At 72.8% G+C, this 14,001-nt stretch carries 10 protein-coding genes and 1 pseudogene; 2 read left to right on the top strand and 9 right to left on the bottom strand.

Annotated elements, in window-relative coordinates; genetic code table 11:
• On the top strand, positions 1-898 hold an 898-nt coding region (locus tag EF903_RS34105), incomplete at its 5' end, for a hypothetical protein (protein WP_221888745.1).
• A 13-nt stretch (positions 899-911) separates the two neighbouring features.
• On the opposite strand, the gene EF903_RS16820 is transcribed toward EF903_RS34105, so the two are convergent.
• From EF903_RS16820 to EF903_RS16805, 4 genes are all read right to left on the bottom strand, one after another.
• Positions 912-1,235 carry a transcriptional regulator gene (locus tag EF903_RS16820; protein ID WP_125544050.1) on the bottom strand — a complete coding sequence of 108 codons (324 nt, stop codon included), beginning with the start codon at positions 1,233-1,235 and terminating at the stop codon, positions 912-914.
• A complete protein-coding gene (locus EF903_RS16815; protein ID WP_125544049.1) occupies positions 1,232-1,648 on the bottom strand; it encodes a hypothetical protein in 417 nt (138 codons plus the stop codon). Before EF903_RS16815 ends, EF903_RS16820 begins: the two co-directional genes overlap by 4 nt.
• Positions 1,649-1,811: 163 nt before the next feature.
• The gene (locus EF903_RS16810; RefSeq protein WP_125544048.1) at positions 1,812-3,332 is read right to left on the bottom strand and encodes an MFS transporter; all 1,521 of its coding nucleotides are present in this window, start codon (positions 3,330-3,332) and stop codon (positions 1,812-1,814) included.
• A gap of 132 nt (positions 3,333-3,464) precedes the next feature.
• Complete coding sequence (locus tag EF903_RS16805) at positions 3,465-3,878, bottom strand: DUF3291 domain-containing protein (RefSeq protein ID WP_125544047.1); 414 nt, start codon at positions 3,876-3,878, stop codon at positions 3,465-3,467.
• A gap of 106 nt (positions 3,879-3,984) precedes the next feature.
• Between EF903_RS16805 and EF903_RS16800 the strand changes: the two genes are divergently transcribed.
• Positions 3,985-4,680, top strand: coding sequence for a MerR family transcriptional regulator (locus tag EF903_RS16800; RefSeq protein ID WP_125544046.1), 696 nt, complete (start codon positions 3,985-3,987; stop codon positions 4,678-4,680).
• Here the strand turns inward: EF903_RS16800 and EF903_RS16795 are convergent.
• From EF903_RS16795 to EF903_RS16775, 5 genes and pseudogenes are all read right to left on the bottom strand, one after another.
• Positions 4,658-5,965: an NAD(P)/FAD-dependent oxidoreductase gene (locus tag EF903_RS16795; protein WP_125544045.1), complete on the bottom strand. Its 1,308-nt coding sequence runs from the start codon at positions 5,963-5,965 to the stop codon at positions 4,658-4,660. The two genes, EF903_RS16800 and EF903_RS16795, sit on opposite strands and share 23 nt — an antisense overlap.
• Positions 5,966-5,996: 31 nt before the next feature.
• The gene (locus EF903_RS35890) at positions 5,997-7,793 is read right to left on the bottom strand and encodes an acyl-CoA dehydrogenase family protein (protein ID WP_125544044.1); all 1,797 of its coding nucleotides are present in this window, start codon (positions 7,791-7,793) and stop codon (positions 5,997-5,999) included.
• Positions 7,793-9,514 (bottom strand): acyl-CoA dehydrogenase family protein, encoded by a 1,722-nt coding sequence (locus EF903_RS16785; RefSeq protein ID WP_125544043.1) that lies wholly within the window; start codon positions 9,512-9,514, stop codon positions 7,793-7,795. Before EF903_RS16785 ends, EF903_RS35890 begins: the two co-directional genes overlap by 1 nt.
• Complete coding sequence (locus tag EF903_RS16780) at positions 9,511-11,121, bottom strand: PfaD family polyunsaturated fatty acid/polyketide biosynthesis protein (RefSeq protein ID WP_125544042.1); 1,611 nt, start codon at positions 11,119-11,121, stop codon at positions 9,511-9,513. Before EF903_RS16780 ends, EF903_RS16785 begins: the two co-directional genes overlap by 4 nt.
• Before the next feature lie 37 nt (positions 11,122-11,158).
• Positions 11,159-14,001, bottom strand: a pseudogene (locus tag EF903_RS16775) (hypothetical protein); the annotation flags it as partial.

Raw genomic sequence — 14,001 nt, 5'->3', positions numbered from 1 at the left:
GGATCCACCGGGTGACGGCCGCATTCCCCGCGGCCCGCTGCACGGGATTGCCGCCTTGCAGCGGGCCGCGGGGAATGCGGCCGTCACCCGGTGGATCCAGCGTGCCGCCGAGCCGCCGGAGGCGGGGCGGGAGCGGGAGTACGCGATGGCGCCTACCGCGCACGCGGAGTGGAGCGACTTCTGCTCGATGATGAGGGAAGCCGGAGTCGCCGATGACGTGGTCGATGACGCTTGGCAGTTGGTGTTGGGCGGCCTCGCCGAGCAGGGGCAGGTCAACGCGGAGGCCGCGCAGATCCAGGACGTGCAGGAGCGGCGCGGCCACGCCATGTCGAACACGTGGTTCTCGGATCTGGTGAAGCTCGTGGGGAACCACCTGGAGATCGACACGCCCACGCTGGCCCTGTGGTCCGGCGGCGAGGCGGTCAGTCGGTATGCCGCGGTGAGGGGGCACACGCCGTTGGAGGAAACCCGGTTCGGGCGGGTGCTCGACAGGCTGGTGATCACGCCGGACTGGGACCTGAAGTTGCCGATGTGGCGCGTGGTGTCCCAGGCGTTCGTGAGCCGGGCCACCGTGCCCGTGCATGTCTTCATGCGGGCCTACGAACCGGAGAGCGTGCTCTTGTTGCAGGAGGTGCCGCAGTTGCGGGCGATTCAGACGATGAATCCCAACGTGACACTGCACTGGCATCCGCTGTACACGCAGCCCGACGGGACGCTGCGGGAGGTGAATTCCGACCTGGAGTTGGTGGACGACGCGGCCTATACGAGTCGGGACCATTGTGTCGCTGCCCTCTACCAGTACTTGCTGCGGGTGCACGACCGCGGGAACGCCCAGGGGGAGCACGCCTATCGGGCCATGAGCGCCATGCTCGGCGCCAACGGCAATCCGCAGGACTGACGCCTCCGCGGCGTCAGTGCAGGGGGCCCGCGATGGCTCGCAGGGCGGTCAGGTGGCGGGCGTAGGCCGCGCGGCCGGCGTCGGTCAGGTAGAGCCAGGTGCGGGGGCGGCGGCCCGCCCGGCCCTTCTCGATGCCCAGCCAGCCCGCCTCCTCCAGGCGCGTCGCCTGCTTCGAGAGCGCCGAGTCCGTGATCTCCACGAGGTCGCGGACGTAGGCGAACTCGGCCTTGTCGACGCCCGCGAGCGCCGCGACGACCGACAGGCGGACCGCCGAGTTGAGGAGGGGTTCGAGGGCGTGCCGGGGGTGCCCCGTCGTCGGGGCCGGCTTGGTCGTCATGCCGGGCGCGATTCGCGGAGGGCGGCGACCGCCGCCGGGGCGGCGCAGGCCAGGGCTGCCGCGGCCGCGAAGGGGACGCTGTCCGTGAACGCGGTCAGGCCCAGCGCGAGGCTCGCGCAGTAGGCCGCGGCCCAGGCGCCGATCACCGTCAGGTGGCTGCGGCCCATGCCGCGCGGCACCACCGGCTGGCGTACGGCGAACACCGAGAGGGCGGTGACCGCCAGCACGTTGGCCGGCATCGTGACGGCGAGCGCCGCCGGGCCGCGCCACAGCAGTACCGCGGGGACGAGGACGAGCTGCCACGCGGCGAACAGCCACAGGTAGCGGCCGTACCAGCCCTTGCCTGGCCGAGCTGCTGCCTCGATCCGGGCAATGCCTTTCAGTGCTGTGATCGCGTCCGTTTCGTTCGTCATGCGTCCCCCGTACGTCGTTGCGCGCCGGACGGTTTCCCTTTGCCGCCCGGCATCTACTTTCCACTTTAGCAAGTAGATGCCTGAGGGGAAGTCCGCACTGCCGCCGGACGTGGCAGGGCCCGGCCGGTTCAACCGGCCGGGCCCTGCGGTGGGTGGCGGGGTGTCAGGCCGTCGCCGTCACCGTCTCCGGCTGGGCCCGGGGTGTCGCCTCGTCCGGCGTGGTCGGGTCCGCCGCCGGGCGGGCTGCGGGCGTGCGGGGGATCGCCAGGGCGGCCACGGCGCCCACGAGGACGACCGCCACGCCGACCCAGATCGCCGGCTTCATGCCGTCGACGAACTGCTGGGCGTTCGCCGCGGAGCCGTTGCGGACGAACACCGTGGCCAGGACGGCGATGCCGAGGGCGCCGCCGACCTCGCGGGCCGTGGTGTTCGCGCCCGACGCCGTGCCGTACAGCTTCTGGGAGACCGAGGAGAGGACGACCGCCGCGGTCGGGGCGAAGGCGAAGCCCATGCCGGTACCGCCGATGACCATGCCGCCGACGAGGTGGGAGTACGGGGTGTCGTCCGTCGCCACCAGGGCGATCCAGCCGAGGCCGACCGCCTGGAGGAAGAGGCCGAGCGCCATCAGGCGGCCGCCGCCGACGCGGTCGGTCAGGATGCCGGCCAGCGGCGCGATGAACATCGGCATCAGGGTCCACGCGAGCGTCAGCACGCCCGCCTCCAGCGGGGTGCGGACCGGGGCGATCTGGAGGTACTGGGAGAGCAGGAAGATCGACCCGAAGACGCCGAAGTACATCGCCCCCGAGACCGCGTTGCACAGGACGAACGAGCGGATCCGGTACAGCGACAGCGGCAGCATCGGCTCCGCGGCCCGCGCCTCCCAGGCGACGAACCCGGCGAGCAGGACCGCGCCGGCGGCGAACGCGCCGATGATGGCGGGGTCGGTCCAGCCGTCCTCGGAGCCGTTGACGATGCCCCAGACCAGGGCGACGAGCCCGCCGGTGGCCAGGACCATGCCGAACAGGTCGAGGCGGGTGCCGGCCAGCCGGCTCTCGTCCAGGACCTTCAGCACCAGCGGGACCGCGATCAGGCAGACGGGGACGTTGATCCAGAAGATCCAGTGCCAGTCGATGCCGTCGACGACGGCGCCGCCGACCAGCGGTCCGAAGGCCACGGCCAGGCCGCTGAACGCCGACCACAGCCCGAGGGCGAGGTTGCGCCGGTTGGCCGGTACGGCCTGCGCCAGCAGGGTCATCGACAGCGGCATCACCGCCGCCGCGCCCACGCCCTGCGCGGTGCGGCCGGCGATCAGCTCGGCGGTGGTGTCGCACAGGCCGCAGTAGACGGAGGCGGCGGTGAAGAGGCCGATGCCCAGGAGGAAGACCCTGCGCCGGCCGAACCGGTCGCCGAGGGCCGCGCCAGTGAGGAGCAGGCAGGCGAACGCCAGCACGTACGCGTTGACGAACCACTGGAGGTCCTGCGTGTCCGCGCTCAGGTCCTTGGCCAGGGTGGGCAGGGCGGTGGAGACGACGAGGTTGTTCAGGGCGACCATGAACATCGGGACGCTCGTCGCGGTGATCAGCAGCCACAGGGCCGGGCGGCGGCGCCCCGCGCCCTCGTCCGCTCCTAAGGCGCCCGGGCCGCCGGGGCCCGTGCTCGGGGTCTTGGTCTGGTTCGTGCTCATCCGGGGGTCTCCAGTACGAAGGCGGGGGACGGAAGACGGTCGTGCGAGGGAGTGGCCCCGACCCGGGGCGGGGGTGTCCCGGGTCGGGAGAAGAGGGGTCCGGGCGGGGTGCGGCGCGCCCGGAGGGCGCCGTCAGGAGGCGTTCTCGGCGTCCGCGCGCAGCTGCGCGGCGAGGCGGGCGCGCGCGTCGTCCCAGTCCAGCGGGAGTTCGCCGGCGGGCAGCTCCCAGAAGGTGAAGACGGACGTGCGCATCGTGGACCGCAGTTCGCGCATGATGCCGCGGTGCGGTTCGGCCCGCGCGTAGCCGTGGATCGCCTCGCGGCTCTCCCAGGCGGACAGCGTCCAGAACGTGCGCTTGAGGGGTTCGGCGATCAGGGAGGCCTCGACTGCTCCGCGCGACGTCTTCAGCTGGGCCCAGGCTGCGAGGGCGCGGACGAAGAAGCGGGGGACGTCGGCGAGCGACTTGACCTCGAAGCGGGAGGCCATGATGTGGGTCCGGGTGTCAGCGGGGACCGGCTTGCTGCTCTTCCAGGTGAGTTTGGGCACCGTGGGTCTCGCCTTCAGTATTGGTGAGTGGCAGTATCCATGATAGATAGTGGCACTGTCCACTAGCTGATCCTAGAGTGGGAATGAGCCGGGAGAAGGAAGAGCGATGCGTATCTCGGAGCTGAGCCGCCGCAGCGGGGTGCCGATCACCACCATCAAGTACTACCTCCGCGAGGGACTGCTGCATCCCGGACGTGCCACCGCCCCGAACCAGGCCGAGTACGACGAGTCGCACGTACGGCGCCTCCGCCTGGTCAGGGCCCTGGTCGGGGTGCGAGGGCTGAGCGTGGGCGCCGCCAAGGAGGTCCTCGGCGGCGTGTACGAGCGGGAGGGCGACCCCCACCGCGTCCTCGGCCTCGTCCTCGGCGCCACCGCCGACGCGGCGGACACCGGGTACGCGGCCGGGGCCGCGGAGAGCCCCCGCATGACCGAGGTCGACGCCCTGATGGACGCCCTCGGCTGGCAGGTCTCCGAGGGGGCCTCCGGCAAGGCGGTCGTCGCCCGGACCCTCGACACCCTCGCCGAGCTCGGCACGGACTACGACTGGAAGCGGCTCGTCCCCTACGGCGAGCTCGCCGCCCGGATCGCCGCCGTCGACCTCGACGGGATCGAGGGGATCAGCGACCCGCTCGAAATGGCCGAGCGGGCCCTGGTGCTGACGGTCCTGCTGGAGCCGGCCCTGATGGCACTGCGCCGGCTCGCCCAGGAGCACCAGTCCGCGGTCCGCCGGGGCACCGGGCCCGAGGGCCCGGACGCTCCCGGCGCGCCCGCGGGCGGCGTCAGCCCTGCGCCTGCTCCCTGAGCTCCTTCAGGAGCTGGGCCGCGGCCTCGGCGCCCGAGGAGAAGCCCGCCTCGTGCGAGCCGATCTGGTCCCAGCCCAGCTTCCGGGAGTGGAAGTAGGAGCCGGCCAGCTTCAGCCGCGTCCCCTCGTTGACGTTGTATATGTCCGCCTGGAGGTTGCGGACGTTGATGTCGATGATCGGGTGCGTGTACGGGAACTCCGCGATCACCGTCTCCGGGTCCACCTCCAGCGGGTAGTCCAGCGTCACGAAGTAGTCCTTCTCCGCGGTGAAGCCGTGCAGCTTGTTCATGTAGTACGCCACGTACTGCTTCGCCTCGCCGCCCGCCTCGACCTGCCCGTAGTTCCAGGCCTCCCAGCGCTCCTTCGTCGCCGGCATGACCGACGCGTCGGTGTGCAGCACCACCCGCGAGGAGCTGTAGCGCACCGGCCCCAGCACCTCCTTCTGGCGGGCCGACGGGTTCTCCAGCAGCGCCAGCGCCTCGTCCGCGTGGGTGCCCACGACGACGTAGTCGAACGTCTCGCTGCCCTTCGCCGTCGTCACCGTGACGCCGTCCGCCTCCTGCCGGATCGACGTCGCCGGCTCCGCCACGCGCAGGTCGCCGCCGATCGCGGCGATCGCCTTGCGCACGTACGAGATCGAGCCGCCGCCGACCGTCCGCCAGTCCACCTTGCGGCCGCCGAGGCCGCCCTCGTCGTGCCCCAGGTAGAAGGCGATCACCGTCGAGGCCGGGATCTCCCAGATCAGCTCCGCCGGCACCGACCACACCGCCGAGCACAGCAGGATCACGTACGAGTACCGGAACGCCTCGCTGTAGCCGCCCCGGTCCAGGTACTCGCCCAGCGGGATGTCCGCCTTCTTGCGCAGGAAGTCGCGGCGGCCCTCCTCGTGGAAGCGGCGCGCCTCCCGCCAGATCGTGACGAACTCCTCCGAGTAGCGGCCGACGACCTCCTCCTCCGACAGGTCCAGCTCCCGCGTGCCGTACTCCAGCCCGCTGTCCAGGTCGAAGAAGTTGAAGCCGCCCAGGTGCTCCACCGCCTCCACGCCCAGCTCCTCGAAGAAGCCGAACAGGTTCGGGTAGGCCGGCCGGTTGAAGACCACGAAAGCGGTGTCGATGCCGAGGATGCGGCCGTCGTCCTCCACCTCCACGGTGTTGGCGTGCCCGCCGAGCCGGTCCTCCCGCTCGAACACGGTGATTTGCGCGTGCTCGCGCAGGTGGTAGGCAGCGGAGATCCCGGCGACGCCGGCGCCGACGATCGCGACGCGGGGAGTGGGATTCTGCGACATGGAAACGTCCTTCACAGTCGTTGCGGCGATGTCAGATGCGGGCGGCGGAGGAGTCGGAGGTCCGCTTGGCGAGCGGGAACTGCCAGAGCGAGAACAGCCGGTCCTCCCGGTGCAGATGCCGCAGCACCTGCATCACGTCGTCGACCACGGACTGGTCCGTGACCGCTTCGTGCGGGTACAACTCCCTGCGTACGCGCTCCAACTGGAGCAGCAGTAGAGCGGGATTGGGGAGCGGGGCCTCGAGTACCCCCTGCGAGTGAACGTACGACAGCACGACCGCCGCCGCCGCGTGCACCAGGCAGTACTCCTTGGCCAGGTCGAACAGCTCCGGCGACTGCGCGTACGCCCGGCCCAGCCGCGCCTTCAGCTCCCGCGCCCGCCCGTGCAGCGCGCCCGCGCGCCCCACCAGCTCCTCCGCGGTGTCCGCCGCGGCCAGCAGCCGCTCCCGGTCCGTGCCCGCCGCCCGCTCCGCGAGCTCCCGCAGCCGGCGGATCCCCTCCGGCGCGGCCAGCACCGCGTCGTCCAGGCCGCCCCGGCTGAACAGCTCCTGCTTCCACGGCGCGTACGGCGGCAGCTCCGCGTCCATCCCGAACAGCGTCGCGGCACGCTCCTCGGCCACCGCCACGGCCGCCGGATCCGGGTCGGCCGCCGACGCCAGCAGGCTGCCCAGCTGGTGGCCCAGGTTGCGCAGGTTCACCACCGTGTTGCCGTCGGCGATGTCGGTGATCAGGATGTCGCGGACCATCTTCTGGTGCATGCCGTAGTGCGGGTGGTCGCGGACGAACGTCCGCGCGCCCAGCACCACCGTCAGCTGCGACAGCGTCCGCTGCAGCTTCGTCGGCACCAGGTACTTCACCACCGACGACCACACGCTGACCTGCTCCGGCGCCGCCTGCAGGCTGCGCGTCGCGCCCAGGAACACCGCGTCCGCCAGCATCAGGTCCGCGAACGCCTCCGCCAGCTGCCGCCGCGTGTACGGGACGTCCGCGACGGTGTCGCCCAGCAGCACCCGGCTCTCCGCGAAGTCCATCGCCAGGCGCAGGCTCGTGTCCACCGCGGCCAGCGCCAGGTGCATCAGCACCACGCGGGCCGTCTGGCTCGCCTTCAGGGCGATCTCCAGGCCCTCCCCGCGGCGCCCCAGCATCGCCGAGTCCGGGACGAACGTCCCGTCGAAGCGGACCCCGCTGAGGTCCAGCGCCCGCACCCCGTACAGGTTCTCGAACGGCGTGTCCTCGATCGTGCCCGGCTCCGCCAGCCACTTGTCGACCACGAACAGCGAGTACGCGGCCGGGCCCGGCCGCTCCCCGGTGCGGGCGAACACGACCATCTTGTCTGCGACCGTCGCATTGCCGATCGGCCACTTCTCGCCGTACAGCCGCCAGCCGCCCTCGACCCGCTCGGCCCGCACCTCGTTCGCCACCAGGTCGCTGCCGTGCACCCGCTCCGACAGGCCCCAGGACATCGAGCTGCCCCGCCGCATGTCCGCGATCAGCGCGCGCTTCTGCTCCTCCGTGCCGGTGATCCACGCCGGCATGAAGCTGAGGTTGTTCAGCGCCGTGCCGACCGCGGTCGACGGGTCGCGGCGCGCCACCAGGCGCATCAGGTTGACCCCGGTCTCCACGTTGCCCGCGAGGCCGCCCTGCTCGGCCGGCAGGCCCCGCAGGTGCGCGCCCCACCGGCGCAGCAGGTTCACGTAGTGCACCGGGTAGGCGCCGCTCTCGTCGAACTCCAGGACCCCGGCGAACGGCATCCGGCTGTCCGGGTCGTGCGGGTCGCCGAGGTACTCCTCGAGCTCCGCGGCCAGCGCGGTCAGATCGGACTTGGACATCAGGACTCTTCCCGTCGGTTCGTGGCCAGCCGCACCGGCAGCGCGGTGAACAGCAGGCCGGACTCCCGCAGTGCCAGCGCCGCGTCGAGCGCCGGCTCCAGCACCGCGCCCCGCCGCCGCGGGTCGGTGCCGTCGGCGCGGGCCAGCAGATAGCCGAGGACCGCGCCCAGCCAGCCCGCCGAGCCGGGCTCCGTCCCGTACAGCGGGCGGTCCCGGTTGGCCCGCCACAGGTGGACCGCGCAGCCCGCCGCGTGCAGCCACGCGTACCGCTCGGCCGCGTCCACCAGCGCGTTCGGCTCGGCACCCGGCCCGCGGGCCGCGCGGGTCAGCCCGCCCAAACCCGCCACCGCGGCCGCCAGCTCCTCCACCAGCGCCGCGACCGGCGCCGCGGACGCGTCCGCCGCGAGAGCCGCCGACACCTCCGCCGCCGCCTCCGGCAGGGCTGCCAGGACCGGGTCGGCGCCCCGGGCGAACATGTCGAGCCGGCCCGGCTCGTACGCCGGCAGCGCGGCGTCCAGGGCGAACAGCGCGGACAGCGCGCCCGGATCGGCCGCCGCGGCGCCGCCCTCGGTGAGGGTGGGCACCTGGCCGGCGTACGACTTCAGGTTCGCCAGGGTGCTCGCGTCGATCACCCGGACCACCGCAGTGTCCCGCTGGAGCTTCTGGAACAGCCCCGCGCCGCCCTCGCCCTCGCGCAGCACCGAGCGGGTGGCCAGCACCGCGCCCGCCCGCCGGACCAGCTCCTCGCAGGACTCCGCCACCACGTGCTTGGCCGCCGGAGCCCACACCGAGAACGCCTCCGGCACCACGTGCACGCCGCGGGCCGCCGTCAGCGCCGACACGTCCGCCGCGAGCAGCGCCGCCGCCGCGACCGACAGCTCGCGCCGCGGCCACGGCGACGACGCCAGCACCGCCCTGCCGACCTTCCGCACGGCCGCGAAGTCCAGGGCGATGCGGACGGCGCTGTCCGCGATGCCCAGGCTGCCGGCCATGCTCATCAGGCGGACCGCCTGCTGCGCCTTGACGGCCGCCTCCAGGCCCTCGCCCTCCCGGCCGACACGCGCCCCGTCCGGCACCCGCAGGCCCGTGAACCGCAGGCGCGCCAGGTCGATCCCGCGCATCCCGTTCGTCGCGGCCGCCGGCAGCCGCTCCAGCTGACCCGCCGGCACGTCCCGCAGGTCCAGCAGGACCGCCGAGAACGCGCCGGGACCGCGGGCCCCGGTGCGGGCGACCACGTACACCGCCTCGCACCGCAGGCCCAGCCCGACCATCCACTTCTCGCCGTCCAGCACGCCGTCCGCGCTCAGCGCGACCTCGTTGGCCAGCAGGTCGCTGCCGTGCGCCGACTCGGTGAGCGCGAAGCCCACCGCGCCGCCGCCCCGCAGGACCTCCGCGGCGAGCTGCTGCTGCTCCACGCTGCCGTGCAGCTGCAGGCAGGTCGCCGCGATGATGCTGAACATCGTGCCGGGCATGATGTTGACGTCCCGGCGGGCCGCCGACCGCACCAGCGTCAGGCTGCGGTCGAAGGCCTCGAACGTGCCGCCCCACTCCTTGGGCAGGTAGTTCAGGTGGAACCCGGCCCGCGCCAGCTCGGCGCAGAACTCCGCCGGGAACGCGTCCCGCTCGTCGCGGCCGACGGCCGCCGCGAACCCGTACGGATTCGCGTCGTCCGCCGGGTCGCCCAGCAGCGTCTCCAGCTCCTCCGCGTCGCGCACGCTCACGGCATCCCCGCCGAGGTCTCCAGCGGCACCGGCCGGTAGTCCGCGGCGGACGCCGGCACGTGCACGCCCGCGTTGCGCAGCTGGTTCAGCCGGGTGTGGAAGGCTGCGCCCCGCATCAGGTGGTGGGCCACCTCGGCGACCCGGCGGTTGCCGGGCGTCTTGAGGTAGCTGCCGGTCACCCAGTCGTTGAAGCTGCCCATGGCCGGCCCGCACCACACCTGGTAGTCCATGGCCCGGTCCGCGTCGCCGACGACCGCCCACCGCGAGGCCATGCCGAGGTACCAGCGGAACACCAGGGCCATCTTCCGCTTCGGGCTGTCGGCCGCGCGGGCCAGCTGCTCGGGGTCGCGCCGGGTGAAGTAGCGCACGCACTCCTGCCAGACGTCCTCCAGCGGCCGCCGGAACACCTGCGACTCCAGCTTCGCCCGGTCGGCGGCCGGGATGTCCTCCAGCCCGTCGTACGCCTGGTACAGCTCGTAGAGGCGGCGGGCGCGCATCGGGAAGAACGTGCCCTTCTTCAGGACCTGGAGGTCCACGCCCATCTCGAACATGTCGGCCGCCGGGGCCATCTCGCAGTCCGCGATGCCCGCCTCCGCGAGCATCGCCTTGGCGGCGGTGGAGGCGCCCGACTCCAGGCAGGACTGGTTCACCGAGCCGGTCACCGCGTACGCGGCGCCCATCGCGAAGGCGGCCGCGACCGCGACCGGGGTGCCCAGGCCGCCGCCGGCGCCGACCCGGATCGGGACGGCGTACCGGTACTCGCGCTGGACGTTGTCCCGCAGCCGCAGGATCGACGGCAGCAGCGCGGGCAGCGGCCGGCGGTCGGTGTGGCCGCCGGAGTCGGCCTCGACGGTGATGTCGTCGGCCAGCGGCAGATGGCGGGCCAGCTCGGCCTGCTCCGCCGTCACCAGCCCCTGCTCCAGCAGGGCCGCGACCAGCGCGGCCGGCGCCGGCCGCATGAACCGCTCGGCGGTCTCCGGCCGGCTGATCTTGGCGATCAGCCGGTTGTCGGCGGCGACGCGGCCGTCCTCGTCCCGGCGCAGCCCCGCCAGCCGGTAGCGCACCACGTGCGGGGTGAGGTCCATGTACGCCGACGCCTCCACGCAGCGCACCCCGTGCCGCAGGAACAGCTCGACGGCCTCCCGCTCCAGCCGGTCCTCGCTCGGGCTGTGGATCAGGTTCACCGCGAACGGCAGGCCGGGGATCTCCGCGGCGAACCGGGCCAGCGCCGCCTCGATGTGCTCGGGCAGCAGGCCGGCCGCGCCGAAGGAGGCCAGGAACCCCTCCCGGGCGAGGGCGACGACCATGTCGGCGGAGGCGATCCCGCCCGCCATGGCGCCCGCCATGTACGCGTACTTCACCCCGTGCGCGGCGCGGAAGGCGGCCGAGCCCAGCCGCTCCGGCGGGAGCGGCTGCGCGGCGGCCAGCAGGGGCAGGCCGTCGCCGTCGGCGGTCGCGAAACCGCCGGCGGCGGCGCCGATGCCCTCACGGGTGACGGTGATGAAACACGGGTGGTCCAGATCGGCCAGCACCTGGTAGATCCCGGCGGGGTCGATGCTCGGGTTGCGCTCTCCGTACCACCGGAGAGGGGTCTCGAGAGTGTCCATGGGGAAACGAAGCTCCTTGGGCTCAGCTGTCGGGCCGTCAGGCCTCGGTGGAACGGACCTCGATGGCCACGTCGGTGAGTTCGTAGATGCGCAGTCCCGGCTTCGACAGCTCGGCGTCGGCGATGACCAGCAGGCGCCCCTCCTCGCGGCGCACCTCCTTGACGTGCACGTCGAAGGAGAGCTCCTTGTCGTGGCGCAGGATCTGGCCGCGGTACTTCCAGGACATCTCCACCCCGGTCGCCATCGCGAAGCGCGGCCGCTCGAAGCCCTCGGCGAGGTTCTCCTCGATCACGTACAGGCGCATCGCCTGGAGGATCGCCTCGACGCCGAGCGAGCCGGGCATCACGGGGTCGCGGTGGAAGTGGCAGTCGAAGTACCACTCGTCGGGGCGGATCGCCCGGTGGCCGTGCAGGTAGCCGCGGCCGTGCCGGCCGCCGTCCTCGACGAGGTCCACCCGGTCGACGAGCGCGTACCGGCCGCCGGGCAGGTGCAGGTGGCCGCCGGACGGGTCGGTGAAGGCGGGTGCGCCCTCCGGGAGCTCGATGCGGCGGACCTTCGCCGGGTCGACCTCGTTCGTCTCGATCCAGGGGGCGACGTACTTGCCGTTGTCCAGGCCCACCTGGTTGGCCAGGGCCGCGTCGCTGAAGTAGCCGAACAGCGACTCGCCCGTGTAGAAGACCTCGCCGTCGGCCGACAGCTCGTAGGAGAAGTTCTGCAGGACGGCGCCGGTGACGGCGCTGGTCATCAGGAGCCTGGAGTGGTGGCGGATGGTCTTGCCCCGCAGGTCGATGTCCTTGACCAGGGTGGCGCGGCCGTCCAGGTTGCGGATGGCGTACTGCTCGTCGGTGTTCTTCAGGGTGGCGCCGAGGTAGTAGCCGAGGAAGATCGCCGCCTGGAGGGAGCTCTCCATGTAGACGGCGTTCGGCATGTGCGGGTACGAGTTCTCCTCGTAGTACCAGGCGTCGGCGGGGGAGTCGTACTCGGTCACCATCTCCGAGCCGGGGCCCAGGTCGCCGCGGGTGCCCTTGAGGGACATGACGCGGTCGACGAACTGGAACGCGCCGTTCGGGATGTACGGGGCCCGGCTCGTGCGGTAGACCTCGAACTCCGGGCCCATCGCGATGTCCAGGTCGCCCTTCGCGGCGTGCGCCAGGTGCATCTCGTTGATCATGGCGGCCTCGCCGCTGCGGTTGCGGCGGCCCAGGAACTGCGGGATGCCGCCGGCCTCCGGGCGGTAGGGGGTGCCCGGCTTCTCGCGGACCTGGAGGCCGAGGTTCTTCATCCGGATGACCGGCAGGTCCCCTATGTAGATCAGCACGTCCGCGATGACCGTGGCGCGCGGCAGGAGCGTCAGCTCCATGACCTCGACCTCGTAGCGGATCTGCGTGTGCTTCTGCGTGATCTGGCCGCGGACCTGGACCTCGATCGGGGTGTCCGTGACGCACTGGAAGGCGGCGTCCGGGAGGGTCAGGTGCATGCCCTGGTGCAGGAGGTAGATCTGCAGGAGCTGGACGGCGCCCTCGGCGACGAGGGAGCCGGCGAGCACCGGGTCGTCCGGGAAGTGGCACTCGAAGTACCAGGCGTCGGGCTGGAGGTTCTTCACCGCGCTGAGCGTGCCGAGGCCGCGGGGGCCGCCCTTGCGGTCGATGGTGACCTCGTCGACCATGCGCAGCTTCTCGACGGGCAGCCGCAGGGCCGGGTTGATGCCCGGGTCCTGGGCGTGGTCGGGGCCGAACACGTCACCGGGGCGGCCCTGGGCGAGCAGCTCCAGGTCCTCGGCGGTCAGGTGGTTCTTGTCGGTGTAGGCGAGCGGCTTGAAGTACCCCTTGGGCAGGGCGGCCCGCTCGGCCTTCTCCTTGTCGGTCATGACGACGCCGATGGGGGTCTCCAGCTCGGCGGCGCTGAAGAAGCCGGCGCAGGCGTCGTGCAGCTCCAGGATGAGCTCGCCGTCGGCGTAGCACTTGTAGCTGAAGAAGAAGAGCGTGGTGTCGCCGTTGTGCACGAACCGGTCGATGGAGATGTCGTACTTGAGGGTCTGGCCGACGCGCGGCAGGTTCCCGCGGAAGACCAGCGTGCTGTCGAGGAGGCGGTAGACCCGCTCGCCCTTGTTGCGGAAGTCGATGCCCAGGTAGCTGACCAGCAGCAGGTCGCACTGGCCGGCCTCGACGGTGACGGCCGGCGGCACGCCCCCGTCGACGGCGTACCAGGCGTCCTCGGGGACGTCGTACTCCGTGGTGATCTTCGCGGGCTTGAACTCGTGCGTGGTACCGGACAGGGCGGTGACCCGGCTGACGAAGTGGTACGGCTCGGCGGGCAGCCGGACGCGCTGGGCGTAGCCGTCGATGACGCCGAACTCCGGGCCGAACACCTTGGCGACGCTGCCGACGGCGAACTCCATCAGGTCCGCCTCGTCCCAGATCACCCCGTCGGCCTTGGGGGCGGGGGCGGCCGGCGGCAGGACGGCACTCGCCTCGACGACGCGCGGCGCGGACGGCTGCGGCGGGGCGGCCGGCGCGGCGGGCGAGGGAGGCGTGGACGGCGCGGCGGGCAGCGCCGCCCGGGCGGGCGCGGCGGGTACGGCGGGCGCGGCGCTCACCGGGGGGACGCCCCCGGCGGTGGCCGGACCGCCCTCCAGCAGGGATTCCGCGCGGCTGAGCGCGGACTCCTGCAGGATGCGCTGGGTCTCCATCACCACCGCGTGGGTGGAGACCATCTGGCGGCGGATGTCGCGGACCAGGTCGGCGGCGGCCGCGGCCGCGTCGCCCGAGGCGGCGGGGGCCTGGGCGGCCTGGGCGGCCTGGGCGGACCGGGACGGCGTACGGCGGGCGGCGGCCCGGGCGGGCGCCGGCGCCGGCAGCGGGGAGCCCTGCCCGGCCGGGG

Source organism: Streptomyces sp. WAC05292 (genome assembly GCF_003949955.1).
Lineage (GTDB): Bacteria > Actinomycetota > Actinomycetes > Streptomycetales > Streptomycetaceae > Streptomyces > Streptomyces globosus.
This window is presented reverse-complemented; position numbering and strand designations above follow the sequence as displayed.